We start from the raw sequence: 20,059 nt of genomic DNA, 5'->3' as shown, positions 1-20,059 counted from the left end.
ACCGTCTCGGGTTGTATTACATGCAGGGATGGAGGGTATTACCTGGTAATATCGAGAGGTGAACAGATCCGAGATTGGCAGCCACCACAACTTGCAATAGCTGCCTGAAACCAAACTACCCGACGCAAGTGGTACTTCCATCGGGTAGCAAAGATGCGCAAAATTATTGTTTCATGACATTGGCAGCTGCAGGTCCTTTAGGTCCATCAACAATTTCGAATTCTACTTTATCACCTTCGCTTAGAGTTTTAAAACCTGATCCATCAATTGCAGAATAGTGAACGAAGACATCCCGACCTTCTTCTTGCTCGATAAAACCAAACCCCTTTGACTCATTAAACCACTTCACAGTTCCTTTCAACATTGCCCTTTTTATCTCCTTTATTAGGCTGAATGTTTATCCCATGCAATGCTTCCTACAGTGTAGACAACCCAAAATCATGAATGATAATCAGTACTATACTATTCAATAGCAGTACATGGTCTACTGAATGAGGCGACATTACCACTAAAATTTTTAAAAACAAAGGAAATCTTACTTATTTTCACGCTTAGCCTTTTTTTGATATTTTCTCACAGCACGGCTATGCTCCCGAAGAGTCTTAGAAAATATATGAGTTCCATCATTTTTAGAGACAAAGAAGAGCGCATCGGACTCTGCCGGTTCAAGCACGGCTTTTATCGATTCTCGCCCTGGATTACAAATTGGTCCAGGCGGTAGACCTTTAATCATGTAGGTGTTATATGGCGTTAATGTTCTGAGATCCGTTTTAGTGATATTGCCGTTAAAATCAATAATACCATAAATGACCGTCGGATCTGATTGGAGCCGCATGTTTCTAGCCAGCCGATTAAGGAAAACTCGGGCAATAAGAGGGCGCTCCTCGGCAGCCCCTGTTTCTTTTTCTATAATTGAGGCTAAAGTGAGCAATTGATGCGGGTCTAAACGCTCCTGATTTTCAAGAGGTAGAGTGTCCATCACCTCAAAAAAACGCTTCACCATTGTTTTTATGATCGCCTTTTCGTCCTTTGCTCCACGAGCAAGGAAATAAGTGTCGGGGAAAAGGTATCCTTCAAGATTTTTCCGGCGTACCCCCAGGCTCTCCGCAAAAAGGCTATCGTTTGCCAAAGCAAGAAAACGGTCACGGTTAATCCACCCGCCTCGCTCGAAAATATCAGCAACCTGAACGAGCGTCAGCCCCTCCGGAACAGTGACACTGTGATAATAAATCTTGCCACTCTCCAAAACCTGCAATACTTCCAAAGGTGTCAGTCCATAGGCAATCTCATACTCCCCGGCTTTTAACCGGTTCCCAATCCCTGAAAAACGAGCAAGCAGCAAAAACCTGATATCATTTCGTACCAGTTGTTTCTCAGCCAGCAAACTGCCTATAGTCCGCACCCCCGACCCTTTCGGCACTTCAACCAGCACCGTCCCTTTCCCCGGAGAGGTCGTAGAGACATAGCTCCATATCCAAATGGAGATCGCAACAACGACAACGCCCAGCGCTCCTGCAGCACAAAAAAAGAAATTACGCATCCCGGAAAATCATTTTTTTAGAAGTAGAAACAACAACGCCTGGAACGTAGAAACGTACCAGGCGAAGAAAGACTCAAACAACTTATATTTACTTTGTCGCCGAAATCGTTTTTTTCTTACGGTTATATTTTCGAATCTTACCAAGGGTAAGACCGATGACTTCATCCATATGCTCCACCGGATAAAAGGTGATTTTCTTGCGCAATTCTTCCGGAATTTCGACAAGATCCTTTTCATTTTCATAGGGAATAATCACATTAGTGATTCCCGCTCGCAAAGCAGCCAGCGCTTTGTCCTTCAAACCGCCGATGGGAAGCACCCTGCCCCTCAGGGTAACCTCACCGGTCATGGCAAACTGCTTTTTGACAGCCTTGCCGCTGATGGCTGAAAACAATGCAGTAGTCATGGTGATGCCTGCTGAAGGACCGTCTTTGGGGATAGCCCCAGCCGGCACGTGGATATGCACATCAATGCCGTCAAAATATTCGGCATCCACTCCGAGTTCATCCTTACGACTCCGACAGTAGCTCAGCGCAGCCTGGGCAGACTCCTTCATAACATCACCGAGCTGCCCGGTAAGAATCAACTTTCCTTTGCCCGGAAGCACTGCAGTTTCGATATGCAAAAGCTCCCCACCCACTTCAGTCCATGCCAGACCAACTACCAAGCCGGGTTGGCTACTGGTATCCAAATCCGCTTCAGGTAAAAACTTAGGCGGCCCCAAATATTTAGCCAGGGTATTTGTGGAAATAGTATATGGTCCCTTGCCGCCTTCTGCCACCTTGCGCGCTATCTTTCGACAAATTTTGCCCAGGGCTCTTTCCAGGTTCCGAACTCCCGCCTCGTGGGTGTAGCTACGGATAACGGTTTCCAGCATTTCATCGTCTAATTTTATCTGACGTGACTTGATTCCATTCTCAGTAATCTGTCGTGGAAGAAGGTAGCGGCGAGCAATAACTTTTTTCTCTTCCAGAGTATATCCGGACAATTGAATGACTTCCATCCTGTCCAGAAGTGGCCGAGGAATGGTGTCGCTACGATTGGCCGTAGTAATGAACATGACCTTGGATAAATCAAAAGGCAGATTCATATAATGGTCGGAAAAGGTACTGTTCTGTTCCGGATCCAACACTTCCAGCAATGCAGAAGACGGGTCGCCACGATAATCATCTCCTATTTTATCGATTTCATCCATCATGAAAACCGGATTATTGGTCTCAACCGTTTTCAATCCCTGCAAAATACGACCGGGAAGCGCTCCAATGTAAGTCCTGCGATGACCCCGTATCTCGGCTTCGTCACGCATACCTCCAAGGGAAAGACGATAAAACTTTCGCCCCATGGCCTTGGCAATAGCCTGTCCTAATGACGTTTTACCGACCCCCGGAGGACCGACAAAACAAATAATCGGTCCCTTGGTAGCCTTGTTGAGTTTTCTCACCGCCAGGTATTCAAGGATACGCTCCTTGATCTTATCCAAGCCATAATGATCCTTGTCCAACACCTCAGCCGCAACTTTTAAGTTCAGCCTATCCTGAGAAGAATCTTTCCAGGGCAAATCCAAAAACCAGTCAAGATAGGTCCGCACAATAGTCGCTTCCGATGCATCTGGATGCATCATCTCCAATCGCTTTAATTGCTTGCGCGCCTCTTTTTTGGCATACTTGGGCATTTTTTTCTTTTTGAGGCTTCTGGCCAGATCCTCAATTTCCTGCGAATAACTGTCTTCATCGCCTAGTTCGCGCTTTAACGCCTGCATCTGTTCACGCAGAAAATATTCACGCTGACTCTTGGACATCTCCTCCTTGGCATCGGATTGAATCTTCGCCTGTACAGTGGAGACTTCAAGTTCTTTGCGCAATAACTCCGCGACAAGACGCAATCGATCAACCGGATCTATGGTCTCCAGGATTTGCTGTGATTCAGCTATTTTCAATCGCAAATTCGACCCAACAAGATCTGCCAGGCGTCCCGGCTCCTCGATGTTGTTGATGATCATCATTAAATCCGAAGACAAGATGCCCCTGAGTGACATAATCTTCTCGGTCTGTTCACGGACCGTGCGCATCAACGCCTCGATCTCCACCGAAACTTCTGTAGTCTCCGGCTCTTCCAGCAGGTCGATGTCAACTTTGTAATACGGTTCTTTTTGCTGAATAGATCTAATCTGCGCTTTTGAAAGAGCCTGCACCAGTACTTTGAGTCGCCCGTCCGGCAGTTTCAGGGTGCGCATGATCATCGATACCATGCCGACCTTATACAGGTCTTCCTCATCCGGCTCATCCTTGGTGGCATCCTTTTGGGTAACCAGCATCAGCAGCTTGTTACTATTGGCCGCTTCATTGACGGCTTCCACCGATCCAGGACGACCAACAAACAGCGGTATGATCATATAATTAAAAACAACCACATCACGTACCGCCATCATGGGCAGGGATTCCGGAATCTCAAGATCCTTGGGACTCTCCCCGAAATCATCCATACTGTGGGACAACGAATCGTCAAACTCCACTCTTTTCCTCCTCTTAAAACGCCTGTAGCGAATACTGGTAAATAATTGTCACCAGGAAGGTAAACACAACCACATCCGAAGTCAAGCCACGGAACTGCGCCCAGGCCTGTTATAAAGAAGAACCCCCGCAGATGGGGCTAAAAACAGGTTCCGCAAGGAGCAAGAAAGACGATTTCGCCTCTTTTTCTGTAAATAAAAGACAAAAGTGACTCTTGAAAAATCCATCGCATCACAACAAGAAAGTAATTAGCGCACAGCCCATAGGATCAGCCAACACAACAACACTCCACAGAAAAGTCTTTTCTCATTGCGTGAAGGAACAGTTCATTTCCTGATAACACAAAGACCACACCACCTGAAAGCGAACTTTTCACGGTGCCGTCATAATTATCTTGCTTAAATTACCGGCTCCCAATATAGAGGACAAAGAATACAGTAATTGCAACTATTCAGCGAAAATCTGAAAACCGTCAATCTATCCCGAACTGTACCTGTTCAGCAGTGTTCCAAATGCTCACAAGCTGACCGATGTAGCAGACAAGCCCCGACTTCGATACATCGGTATGCCGGACGGGCAGATTGTGGAGAGGTGGAGAGCTGCTCAATAGTTACCATTTATTATCTCAAGTCCCTATCCACACAGGATGTAACCATGCTTAGCCCTGCTTCTTTATTTCACCTGGACGATTTCCCGGAAAAAGATATTTTCAGCAACTGCATCTATGCCTGGGATGCTCTTAAACAGCTCAAAGAATACTCCAGCAGGCGAACCGACGGCAACTTTACCCATCGGTGCCTGAGTGACGGCATTCCCCTCCCCAGTCCCTTTCTCGTTCACAACGGAAAGCTGCGTAATGCGAGGGAATGTACCATCACCTTTAACGATGCGACCAAGGGCAAACTCATGGTCACAGAGAATGGCCAGCTGCTTGAGGGAGCCTCTGTTATCATGGCTGGGGCTGTCCTGATCGGAAAAAATATAAAAATAGGGAAAGGAGTACTGGTTGAGGCAGGAGCCTATATAAAAGAACCTGCCATTATCGGCGACTTCTCAGAAATAAGACACGGTGCCTACATGCGCGGCTATTGCGTCATAGGCAAACGTTGCGTGGTGGGCCATGCCACAGAGGTCAAGCATTCCATTTTCCTTAACGACGCCAAGGCAGGTCATTTTGCTTATCTGGGTGATTCCATCCTGGGGAACAACGTAAACCTCGGAGCAGGCACCAAATTCGCAAATCTTCGCTTTCTTCCCGGCTCGGTCGGCATCAAGACAAAAAAAGAAACCATTGACAGCGGACTGCGTAAGATAGGCGCTATTCTCGGCGACGGCAGTCAAACAGGATGCAATTCGGTGACCAATCCAGGCACGATCATGGGCCAGAAGTGTGCACTTATGCCAAACACCACCGCTGCTTCCGGGTTTCATCCTCCAAGCAGCCTGATAAGATAGGCAACCTGCTTTTTATATCAACAGGTTCTGTTCCTCCACCTGCATACTCATAAAGAGCAAAAAAGAAAGCAAAAAGGATTCCGACAGTAAAGTAAATCCTTAACAATCGATCCCAGGGTAACCTGGTCGCCTCGGTCATTTTTTTAAATACCGCTGCAGTAATATAGGTAAAGCCAAGCGCATAGGGAGCGGTTAAAAGTACCTGGGACATGGTACCACTTAAGGTAGCAACCGCGTCACTCCCTAGTCGCAGGTGAAAAAGCAGGTATACGCCTGCAGTCAAAATAAACGTTATTTTTTCTCGTAAAGTCGTCATGTCAAATTTAAAAGCTTGTATTTTTCCGGAAACAGTACCTGATGCGTCACATTTTCTCCCCCTTGTACATGTTTTCCAGTCGCTTGTCTACCTTCAGGCGATAGAGAATGATCCTTCTTCTGCAGCTGAACCAGGATCATTACTCCAACAATTCATCGACAGGAATCAGCTTACTTTTTTCTCACCAGCGCCGCTTGGCGATGATCGGGAGCGTTTTCTCGCACTTATAGCAGACCTCTATAACCGCCGGGATGACTATGCCGGCCAACTGTCAGCCCTGGCCTTGATGAATCTCAGCGATACGGGGAAAAAAGAATCCCGTCACTCCATTATCAGCCACCTCAAGGGAAGCCACCAACCAGAGCAGGACAGCAGGGAGATGCTCCTCTGGCAGGCACGCCTGGTCCTAAAACTAGGGGAGTTGTTTGACCGCGAACAGAAAGAAATTTATACCCAACTTGCCGTCTTGGCACAAAAGCAGGACAACCTTCTCCAGGAATTACGCGAAGAAAGCGACACCCCTTTTGCACTGACCCAAGGGATACACGAGATCAGTAAAGATACAGATTCCATGCTTTTCCAACGACTTGCCGCATGGGCGCAGGTCTACAGCCTTGGCCAGGCTCCTGATACTGCGCACAGTAATTTTTTCATCACCTCTGATCCAGGTGTAGCTGGAAAAATAATTGACCAATGGGAAAACAGTCTGCCCACTTCACCGTCATCGGTCGCCATTGAACTGCCAAGATATGAACAACAAAAAGCCGACCGTGACATTGATCCAACTCAGTTTCCATTACTACCAAACAAGCGTCTGCAAACACTCTGCACTCAGCTTTTAACGGGAGAAATAGATCAAGAAGAGGTTACCTCCCATACCCAAGCTTGGTACCAGGAACTCGAACGGCAATACCCTGTCGACCAATACGGACGAACCAGACTTACCCTTTACCCATTCCCTGACCTCTCTGCAAAACACCTTTTTAAAGAGACATTTGCTCGCAACATACAGCAAGGAGAACAGTCAGCAGAAGAGCTGACAGGATGCGTCATAGGCTTGCTGGAACTACATCCCTAACCTGGACACCTCGTGACCTTTTTGATTTTAAACTCAATTGTTTGATATTATTAAGTAAAGAATAACTGCACAATTAACAGCCTGTTTTCGCTTTCAATCAAAAGTTCCCCCTTCGGGTCAATAGATTTTTCCGCAAGATCCACGTTACAAACCTCTTGCGCAGGCCTACTACCGGAGTCTTCGCTACCCGGAGTCTTCGCTTACCTGCTGCGCGGCTTGTGCCTTGCCCTGCGAAAAACTTTATTGATGAAAAAACCAGGCTAAAGGCAACAGCTTCCCCGGCAAGGCTATAAAAAAAGGTCGTGCCTGTTATAGTCCAACAGACACGACCCAATAACAAAATATCGAGAGGCAATACAGTTAAGCGGTTTTCTCCTCACATTCCTTACGATAGGGGTTAATGGTCATAACCGGACAACATGCAGTCTTCACCACCTTATCGGCAACACTACCAAACATGATCCTTTCCAGCCCCTTGTACCCATGAGTTCCCATGACAATGAGATGGGCTCCTTTCTCGGTGGCATAGGCAAGTATTTCCTCGGCCACATCCCCAGACAAAACAGTGCTCGTCACGTTGCTCACTCCAAACGTCTCAAAGGTAGCTTTATGTTCCTCAACAAAAGTTACCATTCTCTGCTGTGCGGAATCAAACAACTCTTCCTCCAAGTTGGGCAAGTTCACTGGAGGGACAAAAAACCCGCTGTAATCTTCAAAATTCTGAGCAACAAAAACAAGATCTAGATCAGCTTTAAAGGTTCCTGCAACATAGGCAGCTGCACTGGCTATCTTTCCTGCATTATCGGAAAAATCAATAGGTGTAAGAACACGTTTAATTTCCTGCATAATTTACCTCCCTGTTAAAAACAACAATGACAAACGTTTTGCCCTATCTCCTGTAAATATATAGTCATTTCCATCCTTTTTTCTAGTCCCATTGTCGCACATGCTTCCCTTCAATACAAGGCTAAACAGCAATAATTTCAGGAAAAAAGTTGACCCAGGCTGTCACAGGGAATATATTTTGAATTCTTTTTTTAATATTTAATCCGGAGTTCACAATGGATTTTATCCCTAAATGGATAGCCTGGGAAATCACCCGCCGCTGTAACCTTAAATGTGTGCATTGCCGTTCCTCTTCTGAACTGAAAATAAACGATCATCCCGACTTCTCCCTTGTCGAAGCTAAACGAATACTAGACGATATCCACAGCTATGCTGATCCGGTTATGGTTTTGTCCGGAGGAGAACCACTGCTCCGAGAAGATGTATTCGACATTGCAGCCTACGGTACCGGGCTTGGGATGCGCATGTGCCTGGCGACCAATGGAACCTTGGTCACAGACGAAACCTGCCGCAAAATAAAGGAAACCGGGATCAAGATGGTTTCCCTCAGTCTGGACGGCGCCTCCGCTGATATCCATGATGATTTTCGGAATCAGCCGGGAGCATTTGACGGGACAATGCACGCCATTGAACTCTTTAATAAATACCAAATAGACTTTCTGGTAAACTCCAGCTTTACCAAAAGAAATAAACAGGAAGCACCCAAGATCTACGAACTGGTTAAATCATTGGGCGCAACGGCCTGGTACCTGTTTATGATCGTCCCCACCGGTCGGGGAGAAGAGATCATGTCGGAACTGATCCCGGAAAATGAATATGAGGATATGCTCAACTGGCATTATGATATGGAAGCTGACGAGTCCGACATTCTGGTTAGACCGACCTGTGCTCCGCAGTACTATCGCATCGTGCTGCAACGTTCAAAGGAAGAAGGATCTCGCTTCAAACGCCGTAGCCTCAAATTCTCCACCGGTGGCTCCAAGGGTTGCCTGGCCGGTCAGCTGATCTGCCTCATAGATGTTGACCAAAACGTCCTCCCTTGCAGCTATTTTCCGCTTTCAGGGGGCAATCTGAAAGAGCAATCTTTTAAGGAAATATGGGAAACCTCCAAGCTTTTTCTCGATATGCGGGATTTTAAAAACTACAAAGGCACCTGCGGCAAATGTGAGTATGTTAACGTGTGCGGCGGTTGCCGTGCCCGTGCCTATGCAATGACAGGCGATTATATGGCTCAGGAACCTTTTTGCCACTACCAGCCTGGCAAGGATAAAAAATAAAACATCTTGTATAATATAGTGCAAGGTACTGAAATAGATTAATCAAGTCACAACAGAGGATACATGAACGATACGTTTTTAAAAGCATGCCGCGGCGAAAAGACTGACTACACTCCTGTATGGTTCATGCGTCAGGCAGGACGGTACCTCCCCGAATACAGGGCGGTAAGAGGAAAGACCACCTTCCTCGAACTCTGCAAGAGCCCAGAGCTCTGCACAGAGGTAACTCTGCAACCAATTAATCTGTTCGGCTTTGATGCTGCTATCTTATTTTCCGATATCCTCATCCCCATGGAGGCGATGAACCTCAAGCTCGAATTCCACGAAGGAAGAGGTCCGGTATTTCCCGACCCCGTCAGGACCCAGAAAGCGGTAGACGAACTGATCGTTCCCGACCCGGATGCGACCATGCCTTTTGTCATGGAAACGATTAAGCTGTTACTCAAGGAGCTCAAGGTGCCGCTCATAGGTTTTTCCGGTGCCCCCTTTACCCTTGCCACGTATCTTCTTGAAGGCGGCTCGTCCAAGTTTTTTTACGAAACCAAAAGAATGATGTTTGAAAGCCCTGTGCTCTACCATGAACTACTGCAGAAAATAACCGACTGCACAAGCCTTTACCTCCAGGCACAGGCCCGAGCAGGAGCACAGGCCCTGCAAATTTTTGATTCTTGGGCAGGAGTGCTTGCCCCTGGGGATTATGCCCGGTTCGCCCTCCCCTATGTCCAGTCAATCATCAAGGATCTGCGCCAGGTAACCGACGTACCGATTATTTATTTTGCCAACAACGGCTCCACCCTCATCCCCAACACAGTTACTGCCGGTGCTGATGTACTTGGTCTGGATTGGCGAATCAACATCAAAGACGCTATCGACAAGGTGGGCAATCACGCCGTCCAAGGTAATCTCGACCCCATGGCACTTTTTCTCCCTCAAGAGGCGCTGGAAAAACGAGTCAAACAACTCCTTGATGATGCGTCCCAGGCCAAGGGCCATATCTTTAATCTGGGCCATGGCATCTTGCCCCAGACCTCGCCGGATAAAGCACGGATAGTCGTCGATGCTGTCCATCGCTTCAGCGGCAAATGATGCGTAGAGTATAAAGGGCAAACAGTGAGAGTTCCAGGCATAGCCGAATGTGCGGCCATGATGACCACCTATGACATGTTGGCAAACATACGCCAACATTCATTGGTGGTGGCTCAGCTGGCCGATCAGCTTGTCACCGCCCTGGCCCAAAACAGCCAAGCGACCCACCATACGTCCAGAGAACTGGTCATTGCGGGGGCTCTGCTCCACGACATTGCCAAGACACCATGCCTGAAAGAACCCTGTAATCATGCAAAAGTCGGCGCCCAAATTTGCAGGGAGCATGGCTATCCTGAAGTTGCTGCAATTGTGGAAGAACATGTCATCCTCAAACATCATGAGCCGGCAAGATATGCCCGCGGTGAGTTCACGGCTGAGGAAATCGTGTATTATGCCGACAAAAGAGTACGGCACCACCAGGTCGTCAATCTAAATGAGCGACTGGAATACATTATTGACCATTACGGACAAAACGACCCGATTCGACGGCAGTTAATACGAGACAATTTCAGCAGGTGCGTTGAGCTTGAAGCATTCCTTTTCCAATGGCTTGATTTTCCTCCCAAAGACCTTGGAAAACTCTAACATCATCATATAGAATGCAGTAAGACTATCGCTTCCATACTTTTTAATGGATGAGTACTGTCCAGCACAGAATAACCGATTCTCATTAATCACCCTTTTAAAAGGAGCCAGGATTATGCAGCATCTAACCAAACTGTCCTTTGTATGTGCAGTTGCTTTTCTTTGGCTGTTTCATTGCCCACCTCCGCTTGCAGCCGCAGAAATACAGGCAGTCAGCGTCAAGCCGACTGTCAACAGCCCGGCCGGCGGCCTTGTTCGCATGGCAGATAACTTTTTTATCATCTATGACCCATCCACCACCATGGATGTCCCTTACAAAGATACAGGGTTCAGTCGCATAGAGGCGCAAAAACAAATACTCCAAAAAAGCAATGCTTCTCTCCCCGAACTCGGCTGGCAGGCAGGGCTCTACCCCCACTGGAAAGGTGGACTCTGGCTGCATGGGTCCCCTATGGCTTTTAAACCTTACTACCCTCTCCGCAGGTACGAAAATATACCCTTTGGCGAAGCCATCAATCAACTGCCAACGCGCCCCCAGGCTCCGCCTATGCTGCAGACCGGATTGATGAAGCTTGAACATATGCTCGGCCTCCCCGGCCGTACAGAGGTTTTTATTTTTTCCGACGGCAAGGAATCGACCTACCCGGAACTGGAGCCACCGCCACTGGAGCAGGCAAAAAAACTAGCTGAGACTTTTGAGGTCTGCTTTACCATCGTCAGCAGCGCCACAGATGCGACAGGCAAACAGTTGCTGCATGATATCGGTTCGGTAAACAGCTGTTCTCAGGTGATGGATTTTGACACGGTCTACAACAACCCGGAACACCTGTTCGGCAAGCTGTATATGGATACAGGCAGTAGCCGGTTTAGCAATATCCTGTTTGATTTCGACAAAGCAGATATCAAACCGCTGTACACAAAAGAACTGGATAGCCTCGGCCGATTCCTTCTTGATCATCCTCAAACCTATGTCGTTTTATCAGGGTTTACAGATAACATCGGCAGCGAAGCCTACAACGTTGACCTCTCTCAACGGCGGGCAAAAATAATTCAGCAATACCTGCTCCAGCAGCATAAGGTAAAGCAACAACAAATCCTGCTCTACTGGTATGGTTATACCAATCCCGTCGCTTCTAACAATACCGCCGCGGGGCGTCAACTCAACCGTCGTGTGACCATTAGCCTCCGTAGCCACCAATAATGATATAAAAAAGATCTTGGACCACCCAGGAGACATCATGCACCTGCAATTTCACGGCGCGGCAAAAAATGTTACCGGTTCCTGCCATTATCTTGAGCACGATGATACCCGCATCCTTATAGATTGCGGTTTGTATCAGGGTGGTCGAGAGCTGGAAGAAGAAAATCGAAATGATTTCGGTTTTGACCCTGCATCCATCGACTTTCTCCTCCTCACTCACGGTCACCTGGATCATTGCGGGCGTATTCCCTTATTGGTAAAAAAAGGGTTTAAGGGGACCATTGTCACCACATCCGCGACCAGAGAACTGGCTCGCTTGGTCATGCTTGATTCTGCCAGAATCCAAGAGGAGGAGGCAAAATACAAAAACTATAAAAACAACAAACAAAAAAAATTCAAGACCCCCTTTCTCCCCCTTTATGATACCCTGGACGCCTTAAACAGCCTTGACTACTTCGTTGATATTGCAGCTTTTGATGAACCACACGAATTATGCCCCGGCATCCAGGCTACCTTTTATGATGCCGGCCACATTCTCGGCTCGGCATCTATATTGATAGAATTCGACACTGACGCAGGCCGCAAAAAGGTCCTCTTTTCCGGGGACCTGGGCTACAATAATCGCGCAATCCTGCCGGACCCTGCTTCCCCGCCTCACGCCGACATTGTTATAATGGAGACCACCTACGGCGACAGATTGCACAAGCAGCTAGAGCCCTCCATTGAGGAACTCTATGACGCCATCAACACAACCATCAAAAGAAACGGCAATGTACTCATTCCAAGCTTTGCCCTGGAAAGAAGTCAGGAAATTCTCTACTACCTAAGAGAAGGTGTGGAGCAAAATCGACTTCCGCAAGATCTGGCAGTGTTTCTTGACTCCCCCATGGCTATCTCAGCCACCCAAATTTTCAAAAGGCACCCTGAGTGTTTTGACGAAGAAACCTGGGACGTGATTAACTCAGGAAGAGATCCTTTTGCATTACCAGGGTTACATTTTTCAAGGGAAACGGCTGAATCCATGGCGTTGAAACAAATGCGGGGAGTGGTGATCATTGCCGGCTCAGGCATGTGCACTGCCGGCCGGATACGCCATCATCTACGCCACAACCTGTGGCGCAAGGAAGCAGCGGTTATCTTTGTCGGCTACGCAGGGGAAGGTACTCCTGCCCGCAGCATCATAGACGGCGCCCAGTCAATACGCATCTTCAGAGAAGAAATTGATGTGCACGCCGCTATTTATACTATCGGCGGATTCTCTGCCCATGCTGATCAAAAGGAACTCTTTAACTGGCACCGTAAAACCGGCAGCCCGGAGCGTACCTTCCTCGTCCATGGTGAAGAACACGCCATGACCACCTTTGCCGCCCTGCTCACCGACACCGAGGTGATCATCCCTGAAAACCACCAACAATTCACCTTATTTTAAGAGTGCTTGAAGCAGCGCCTCCTGCCTTTTTCTGAAGCTAAAGCATAAAAAAAGCCGGTAAACATACTGCTTACCGGCTTAACTATATATTTTTTTCTATTCTGCAGGTTCGGAGGCCTCTTCTATAACAGCCTCCCCTTTTTCCATAGCCGCCGCTGCAGCATCCTGGGTTGCTTCTCCAGCTTCGCCGGCCGCATCTTTAGCTTTTTCTACAGTCTCGCCGGCTGCTTCCTGTGAGCTTTCCACGGCCTCGCCCCCCATGTCTTTACTCTTCTCCCAAAGTTCGGCAGATTCCTCTTTTGTCTTTTTCCAGGCTTCAGCAGACTCCTCCTTGGTCTTATCCCAGGCCTTGTCGCTTGCTTCCTTGGTTTTATCCCAGAGCTCGGCAGATTCAGCCTTGGTTTTCTCCCAGGCCTCAGCACTCACTTCTTTGGTCTTATCCCAACTCTCAGCACTCACCTCTTTAGTCTTATCCCAGCCCTCAGCGCTCATCTCCTTGGTCTTATCCCACGTTTCAGCACTTACCTCTTTTGTCTTTTGCCATCCTTTTTCTGCTGAATCACTGGTTGCCTCAGCGACCGCACCAGCAGCTTCTTTCACCTCCTGCCCAGCTTCTGTCCATTTCCCGGGCTCGGGTTGCTGCTCGGTTGCACCGACGACTCCAGCTCCGGCGATCAATCCGGCAGCCACTACAGTTACCAACATACGATGATTAAATAGAATAGACATACTTTCTCCTTCTGTTACTGATAAGTATCCTTATGAATCATGTAATCACGATTATTTGTAGGCATTTTTTAGTGAAAGGCAAGAAATTTGCTGCCTATTCAGCAGTACAAACACGAATCCTGTGCAGCAAACAACCACCACAACAATAAAAGCATCAATAAATAGTACCGACAACACCCACACTGTGACACCTGCCTAAAATCACAGACAATTTATTGGACTTTCCCGGCACTGTTCCTTATACTTCGCTATCATTTTGCTAGTTAATATGTTCAGGCTCTGTTTAACCTGCGGGTGCATCCAGGTGGTAATCCATCTCCGACAACACGATGGAATATTGCTGTTCATCCCTCTTTCAACATATGCGAGGTATCATGTTTGACAAGCGGTTATCACTGATTGCGCTTTGTTCCCTGCTCCTGCTCTCTCTGTGGAAGCCTCCGGCCCAAGCCCAAACAACACAACCAACTCGCTGGACCACCCAGGAAGCAGTTCGTTATGCCATCGAAAACAGTCCCAATGCACAGGCAGCTCAGCACCGCATCGAATCTGCCGAGGCAGACATAAGACGCGCCAAAGCCGCCTTCTATCCGCAACTGAGTGTGGCGGGAGAGTATGCCAGGACCAACAATCCGATGTATTCCTTTGGCAACATTCTCAACCAGGGCGTTTTCTCCAATTCCATTGATTTCAACCAGCCAGGCTTAACCGACAATCTCCAGTTAAAAGCGCTCCTCGCGTATCGATTCTACAATGGAGGCAGTGATCAAGCCGGGCTTGATATGGCTCATCACAGGCAGCAGGCAGCGGAACTCCAGCAGCAATCGCTCCACTCTCAACTTGGTTACACCGTTGTCCGCGCCTTTTTTACTATTGTCCAGGCAGAAGAAACCGTGCAGGCAAGAGAATCTGCGGTAGCTTCTCTTGCAGCCTCCCTTAAAGTTGCCCAGGCACGCTTTGATGAAGGCGACCTGCTCAAGGAAGAACTTCTCAACCTGCAGGTCCAGCATTCACTTGCCCGCGAAAATCTTATCCAAACCCAACATGGCCTGGCCCTGGCCAGACGCGGTTTTCTCAATCTGCTTGGCCTGACCACTGGTGAACCGGAGGTCGATCTTGCTGGAAGTACTTTCCAACAGGTGCCGGGAACCCCAGACTTCCATCAAAGACCGGAAATTAATGCCATGAAGGCCATTGTAGCCTCCTTTGAGGACGGGGTCCGCAAATCAAGGGCTGGGTACTATCCAACAGCAGATGCTTTTGGTTCCTATCAGATAGATAAAGGATATGAGCTGGACGAAGGATCAGGTAATTCATGGCTTGCCGGGGTGCGAGTAAACATGTCTCTGTTTAACGGCCACCAGACAAGTGCCGAAGTTGAGCGAGCCAAAGCGCAACTTGCCGAAGCAAAAAAGCAACTCAATCAAATGGAACTGGCCTATAATCTGGAGATTGAACAAGCACTACTCGGATTAGAACAGGCCGAAAAAAGAATCCAAGTCACCTCGCAGATGGTTGATTCAGCCATAGAAAGTGCTCGTCTGTCCAGAGAGCGCTTTAAAGAGGGGCTGCTGCTTTCCTCCGAGCTTATAGATACGGAAAACAGACTAACCGACGCCAAGGTTCGTAACGCTGTGGCTAATGCCGAACAACGTATTGCTGTGGCGGACTTGCGTCGTGCGGCAGGACTGATGCAATATCCGAAATAGCCGTTAACCAGTACTCTTTTGAGTAGAGCAACAACTATGAAGACAGCATATTTTTTCCCCTTAGTGTGTTTACTGGCATTGCAAAGCCTCTCCTTCTCCGCAGTTGCGGAAGAGAAGCAAATGACAGACCCTGTAACAGTAACAACAGCATATGCCGCAAAACGAAATATTCCCGCCCTTATCGAGGTGGTCGGTACTATCCAGGCCGTCGAACGAGCGGCAATTGCGGCCAAGGTGACCGGGACGATCACAGACGTGCCGGTTGTGCTTGGTTCGCGCGTTCAAAAAGGAGACCTGCTGGTCAAAATCAGCGCCGAAGAAATCACAGCGCAGTTGCGCCGGTCTGAAGCTCAGCTTAAACAGGCTGAACGCAACCTGGATCGGGAACAAAACTTACTGAAAAAGCATGCCACCACTGCAGAAACCGTCAAATCCATGCAGGACATGTATAATGTTGCCCGGGCTGGTTACCAAGAAGTGCAAACCATGCTCGGCTACACTACCATCAGCGCACCCTTTGATGGCGTGGTCACAAGAAAGGCGGCTCATCCCGGCGATCTTGCAACACCCGGTGCCACTTTGCTCCACATCGAAAACGATCAAAACCTGCAGGTGGTTACAGCAGTCCCGGAAAGCCTGGTACTCAGTATTAAGCCGGGCGCCAAGTTACAACTCACCGTCCCTTCAGCAGGTATTCTTACTGAAGGGGTCGTTGCCGAGGTTGCTCCCTCAGCAGACCCTGCCTCCAGAACAGCAGCGGTCACCATTGACCTCAAGCCCAATAGCAACCTGCGTACCGGTCAGTTTGCAAGGGTCATGCTGCCCGGCAAAGAACGGCAAAGCCTTTTTATTCCTCAATCGGCTGTCGTTCCCAAGGGCCAGCTTGACCGGGTCTTTGTCGTGGAAAATTCGAGCGCCAGGTTGCGACTTGTCCGTACAGGTATGCATCATGACGGTATGGTTGAAATACTCAGTGGCCTTGAGCCGGAAGAACAGGTCATTACCAGCAACAATACTCTTCTCATCAACGGTCAGCCCCTGCAGATACGCCCATGAATGCTGAACACACCCAAGACCAAGGCTTTGCCGGTCGCCTTGCAGCAGCCTTTATCAACTCCAAGTTGACGGTCATCGGCATCGGTGCCTCCCTCTTACTTGGCATGCTTGCCCTTACCTTTCTCCCCAGAGAGGAAGAACCACAGATCAAAGTACCCATGATCGATGTCATGGTCTCCATGCCGGGAGCAAGTGCCAAGGAGGTGGAGCAACGACTTTCCATCCCCATGGAAAAACTGCTCTATGAGCTTCCCGGAGTGGAGTATATCTATTCGACCTCCATGCCGGGCCAATCCCTGCTGGTCGCCCGTTTTTATGTGGGTGAAAACCTCGAGGATTCGATCGTCCGCCTCAACCAAAAGCTGCAGACCAATTTCGACCGCATCCCCCACGGCGTTTCCCAACCACTGATTAAACCACATACCATTGATGATGTGCCGATCCTGGCGCTCACTTTTCATTCGAGCACCTACGACCACTACACCCTGCGCAGATTAGCAGCAGAAGTGGACGACACCATTAAAAATATCTTTGAAGTAGCTGAAACCACCCTTATTGGAGGAACACGCAGACAGGTACGGGTTCTTTTTGATCCGCTGCTGCTTGCCGCCCGCAATATCACCCCCCAGCAGCTTATCGCTCACCTGCAACAGGCCAATCGACAGTCCTACTCCGGCACCCTGCAATCGATGAACAATGAAATGCTGCTCCAAACCGGCACTTTTCTGGATTCTGTAAAAACCATCGGCAGAATCGTGATCGGTGTCCATGGTGGTAAGCCGGTCTATCTGGATGAAGTAGCCCAGATCATCGACGGCCCGGAAGAACCTACGTCCTATGTTCTTTTCGGCAGTAAGAATCAGGGTGAACCAGAGGCGGCAGTCACACTGTCGGTTGCCAAGCGCCCGGGAGCAAATGCTGTCCACGTGGTAGAGACCGTGCTGGAAAAAGTGGAAAGCCTCAAAGGCAGCGTCATTCCGGAGGACATCAGCGTCACGGTCACCCGTGATTACGGAGAAACCGCTGCAGAAAAATCCAATGAACTGCTACTCCATATGGGTATTGCCGTATTCGGAGTTGCCGTACTCATTCTCTTTTTCCTTGGCTGGCGGGAATCCATTATCGTTATGCTTGCCATCCCGTCAACGCTTTCCCTCACCTTGCTCCTGTTCTATCTCTATGGGTATACCCTGAACCGGATAACCCTTTTTGCCCTTATTTTTTCCATTGGTATCCTGGTTGACGATGCGATTGTGGTGGTGGAAAACATTGTTCGCCATATGCGCCTGCCGGAAAGTAAAAATCTCTCTTTCAAGGATATTGCCATTGCCGCAGTGATTGAAGTCGGCAATCCCACTATTCTTGCTACCTGGGCGGTGATTGCCGCTATTCTCCCCATGGCCTTTGTCGGCGGCCTGATGGGGCCCTACATGCGACCTATCCCCGTCGGCGCCTCAGCAGCAATGATCTTTTCACTGCTGATCGCTTTTACAGTAACCCCTTGGGCATCCATCCGCGTACTCAAACGCCACAAGGCTACCAAAGAAGGGGCCGACAACGACCCCGACCATGCGCCCGACGATTTTTTCACCCGGCTCTATCACCGAATCATGGATCCGTTGCTTGCAAGCACACTGTGGAGGATGGTCTTTTTTGTATCCATTCTCAGCCTGCTGGGTGGCTCGTTTGCCATGGTCTATGTGGGCATGGTCAAGGTCAAGATGCTCCCCTTTGACAACAAATCCGAGTTCCAGATTATCCTCGACATGCCGGAAGGCGGTACCCTGGAACAGACAGCCAGGGCAGCAATGGAAATGGCCGAAGTTATCGGCAGAGAACCGGAAGTAGTGAACTATCAGATATATACAGGAACGGCTTCCCCTTATAACTTTAACGGATTGGTCCGCCACTATTTCATGCGCTCCGGCCCTGCCGTAGCCGACATTCAAGTCAACCTGCTCCCCAAACATGACCGCGATCTCCAGAGTCATGATATTGCCAAACGGATTCGCCCAGCCATTGCCGCCATTGCCGCAAAATATGATGCAGCTGTTGCCGTGGCTGAAGTACCGCCCGGCCCGCCCGTTTTACAGACGCTGGTGGCTGAAATCTACGGACCGACAGCACACGATAGGCAACAGTTGGCAGCCGAGGTCAAAGGTATTTTCGCATCCACAGACGGTGTGGTGGATATTGACTGGTACCGGGAAAAGGAGCGGGAAAAAACCATCCTCACGGTGGATAAGGAAAAAGCGGCACTGCATGGTATTTCTGAGGCTGATATCACCCATGCGGTACAGATTGGACTTAAAGGAACATCTGTGGACCTCTTTCACCAACCCCGCGACAAGGAAGAAATCAACATAATCCTCCAGTTGCCGAAGTCACAACGGGCAAGAATCGACACCCTATTAAACATCGCCATCCGATCGGCAACCAATCCCAGCGCGCCGCTTATCCCTCTTCGAGAATTGGTGAGCGTCGGCAAGGCGCCGGTTGATCAGCCGATTTACCGAAAAAACCTGCGCCCGGTCATTTATGTAACCGGTGATGTGGCCGGGGCTGCAGAAAGCCCGGTCTACCCTATTTTAAAAATGAACAACCGACTTAAAGAGTTACAGGCACAAGACTTTGGCGGTCTTGACGGCAATGTCCGGCTTTATAACCTCAAGCAGCCTTTTCTGGAAACCGAACCAGCCATCAAGTGGGACGGTGAATGGCATATCACCCTGGAGGTGTTCCGTGATTTGGGCCTTGCTTTTTGCGTGGTAATGGTGCTTATCTACATGCTCATGGTCGGCTGGTTCAAGGACTATATTACGCCGCTGGTGGTGATGGCTGCTATCCCGTTCTCACTTATCGGCATCCTGCCTGCCCACTGGGGATTTGATGCGTTTTTTACAGCCACCTCTATGATCGGGTTCATGGCAGGGGCAGGAATCGTAGTCCGTAACTCGATTATCCTGGTCGATTTTATTGAGCTGCGTATCAGCCATGGGCTCCCCCTGGCTGAAGCCGTGGTGGAAGCAGGAGCGATCCGGTTCCGCCCCATGCTGCTCACCGCGCTGGCAGTTGTTGTCGGTGCCTCTGTTATCCTGGCAGATCCGATCTTCCAGGGACTTGCCATCTCGCTCATGTTCGGCGAAATAGCCTCACTGCTGATCAGTCGGATGGCGGTACCGGTGCTCTACTATATGGTTAAATCGAAAACTATCTGAAACCAGCTTATATTAAAGGCAACA

General features: G+C 48.9%; 16 protein-coding genes. 10 read left to right on the top strand and 6 right to left on the bottom strand.

Annotated elements, in window-relative coordinates; all coding sequences use genetic code 11:
* Positions 1–163: 163 nt before the first annotated feature.
* The 3 genes from ACHZCY_RS19165 to lon form a co-directional block, all read right to left on the bottom strand.
* On the bottom strand, positions 164–364 hold the full coding sequence (locus ACHZCY_RS19165) for a cold-shock protein (protein ID WP_205221021.1): 201 nt from the start codon (positions 362–364) through the stop codon (positions 164–166).
* Between the two features lie 171 nt (positions 365–535).
* Positions 536–1,540, bottom strand: a complete 1,005-nt coding sequence (gene mltG / locus ACHZCY_RS19160; RefSeq protein ID WP_319550026.1) for an endolytic transglycosylase MltG — start codon at positions 1,538–1,540, stop codon at positions 536–538.
* An 88-nt stretch (positions 1,541–1,628) separates the two neighbouring features.
* Positions 1,629–4,022 carry an endopeptidase La gene (gene lon / locus ACHZCY_RS19155; protein ID WP_394713452.1) on the bottom strand — a complete coding sequence of 798 codons (2,394 nt, stop codon included), beginning with the start codon at positions 4,020–4,022 and terminating at the stop codon, positions 1,629–1,631.
* A gap of 682 nt (positions 4,023–4,704) precedes the next feature.
* On the opposite strand from lon, the gene ACHZCY_RS19150 reads away from it, so the two are divergent.
* Positions 4,705–5,505, top strand: a complete 801-nt coding sequence (locus ACHZCY_RS19150) for an acyltransferase (protein ID WP_205221019.1) — start codon at positions 4,705–4,707, stop codon at positions 5,503–5,505.
* Here ACHZCY_RS19150 and ACHZCY_RS19145 read toward each other — a convergent pair.
* Positions 5,447–5,821: a hypothetical protein gene (locus ACHZCY_RS19145; RefSeq protein WP_205221018.1), complete on the bottom strand. Its 375-nt coding sequence runs from the start codon at positions 5,819–5,821 to the stop codon at positions 5,447–5,449. The genes ACHZCY_RS19150 and ACHZCY_RS19145 overlap by 59 nt on opposite strands.
* Between ACHZCY_RS19145 and ACHZCY_RS19140 the strand changes: the two genes are divergently transcribed.
* Complete coding sequence (locus ACHZCY_RS19140; RefSeq protein WP_319550024.1) at positions 5,820–6,899, top strand: hypothetical protein; 1,080 nt, start codon at positions 5,820–5,822, stop codon at positions 6,897–6,899. The genes ACHZCY_RS19145 and ACHZCY_RS19140 overlap by 2 nt on opposite strands.
* A 360-nt stretch (positions 6,900–7,259) precedes the next feature.
* On the opposite strand, the gene ACHZCY_RS19135 is transcribed toward ACHZCY_RS19140, so the two are convergent.
* Positions 7,260–7,745, bottom strand: a complete 486-nt coding sequence (locus ACHZCY_RS19135; protein WP_205221016.1) for a universal stress protein — start codon at positions 7,743–7,745, stop codon at positions 7,260–7,262.
* A 215-nt stretch (positions 7,746–7,960) separates the two neighbouring features.
* On the opposite strand from ACHZCY_RS19135, the gene ACHZCY_RS19130 reads away from it, so the two are divergent.
* From ACHZCY_RS19130 to ACHZCY_RS19110, 5 genes are all read left to right on the top strand, one after another.
* Entirely contained in the window at positions 7,961–9,022 is a 1,062-nt protein-coding gene (locus tag ACHZCY_RS19130) for a radical SAM/SPASM domain-containing protein (RefSeq protein ID WP_319550023.1), read from the top strand.
* Positions 9,023–9,085: 63 nt separating this feature from the next.
* A complete protein-coding gene (hemE, locus tag ACHZCY_RS19125; protein WP_319550022.1) occupies positions 9,086–10,108 on the top strand; it encodes a uroporphyrinogen decarboxylase in 1,023 nt (340 codons plus the stop codon).
* 24 nt (positions 10,109–10,132) lie between these two features.
* The gene (locus ACHZCY_RS19120; protein ID WP_319550021.1) at positions 10,133–10,693 is read left to right on the top strand and encodes an HD domain-containing protein; all 561 of its coding nucleotides are present in this window, start codon (positions 10,133–10,135) and stop codon (positions 10,691–10,693) included.
* Between the two features lie 115 nt (positions 10,694–10,808).
* On the top strand, positions 10,809–11,894 hold the full coding sequence (locus ACHZCY_RS19115; RefSeq protein WP_319550020.1) for an OmpA family protein: 1,086 nt from the start codon (positions 10,809–10,811) through the stop codon (positions 11,892–11,894).
* 37 nt (positions 11,895–11,931) lie between these two features.
* Positions 11,932–13,323 carry an MBL fold metallo-hydrolase gene (locus tag ACHZCY_RS19110; protein ID WP_319550019.1) on the top strand — a complete coding sequence of 464 codons (1,392 nt, stop codon included), beginning with the start codon at positions 11,932–11,934 and terminating at the stop codon, positions 13,321–13,323.
* 96 nt (positions 13,324–13,419) lie between these two features.
* Here ACHZCY_RS19110 and ACHZCY_RS19105 read toward each other — a convergent pair whose 3' ends face one another.
* A complete protein-coding gene (locus tag ACHZCY_RS19105; protein ID WP_205221011.1) occupies positions 13,420–14,052 on the bottom strand; it encodes a hypothetical protein in 633 nt (210 codons plus the stop codon).
* A 374-nt stretch (positions 14,053–14,426) separates the two neighbouring features.
* Between ACHZCY_RS19105 and ACHZCY_RS19100 the strand changes: the two genes are divergently transcribed.
* The 3 genes from ACHZCY_RS19100 (at position 14,427) to ACHZCY_RS19090 (ending at position 20,035) form a co-directional block, all read left to right on the top strand.
* On the top strand, positions 14,427–15,761 hold the full coding sequence (locus ACHZCY_RS19100; protein WP_205221010.1) for a TolC family protein: 1,335 nt from the start codon (positions 14,427–14,429) through the stop codon (positions 15,759–15,761).
* Between the two features lie 120 nt (positions 15,762–15,881).
* Positions 15,882–16,817 (top strand): efflux RND transporter periplasmic adaptor subunit, encoded by a 936-nt coding sequence (locus tag ACHZCY_RS19095; protein WP_319550018.1) that lies wholly within the window; start codon positions 15,882–15,884, stop codon positions 16,815–16,817.
* The gene (locus tag ACHZCY_RS19090; protein WP_319550017.1) at positions 16,814–20,035 is read left to right on the top strand and encodes an efflux RND transporter permease subunit; all 3,222 of its coding nucleotides are present in this window, start codon (positions 16,814–16,816) and stop codon (positions 20,033–20,035) included. Before ACHZCY_RS19095 ends, ACHZCY_RS19090 begins: the two co-directional genes overlap by 4 nt.
* Positions 20,036–20,059: the final 24 nt, after the last annotated feature.

The organism is Desulfogranum marinum (assembly GCF_963675105.2).
In the GTDB taxonomy this organism is placed as follows: Bacteria; Desulfobacterota; Desulfobulbia; order Desulfobulbales; family Desulfobulbaceae; genus Desulfogranum; species Desulfogranum marinum.
The sequence above is the reverse complement of the archived record's forward strand: the minus strand, read 5'-3'. Positions and strand labels throughout refer to the sequence as shown.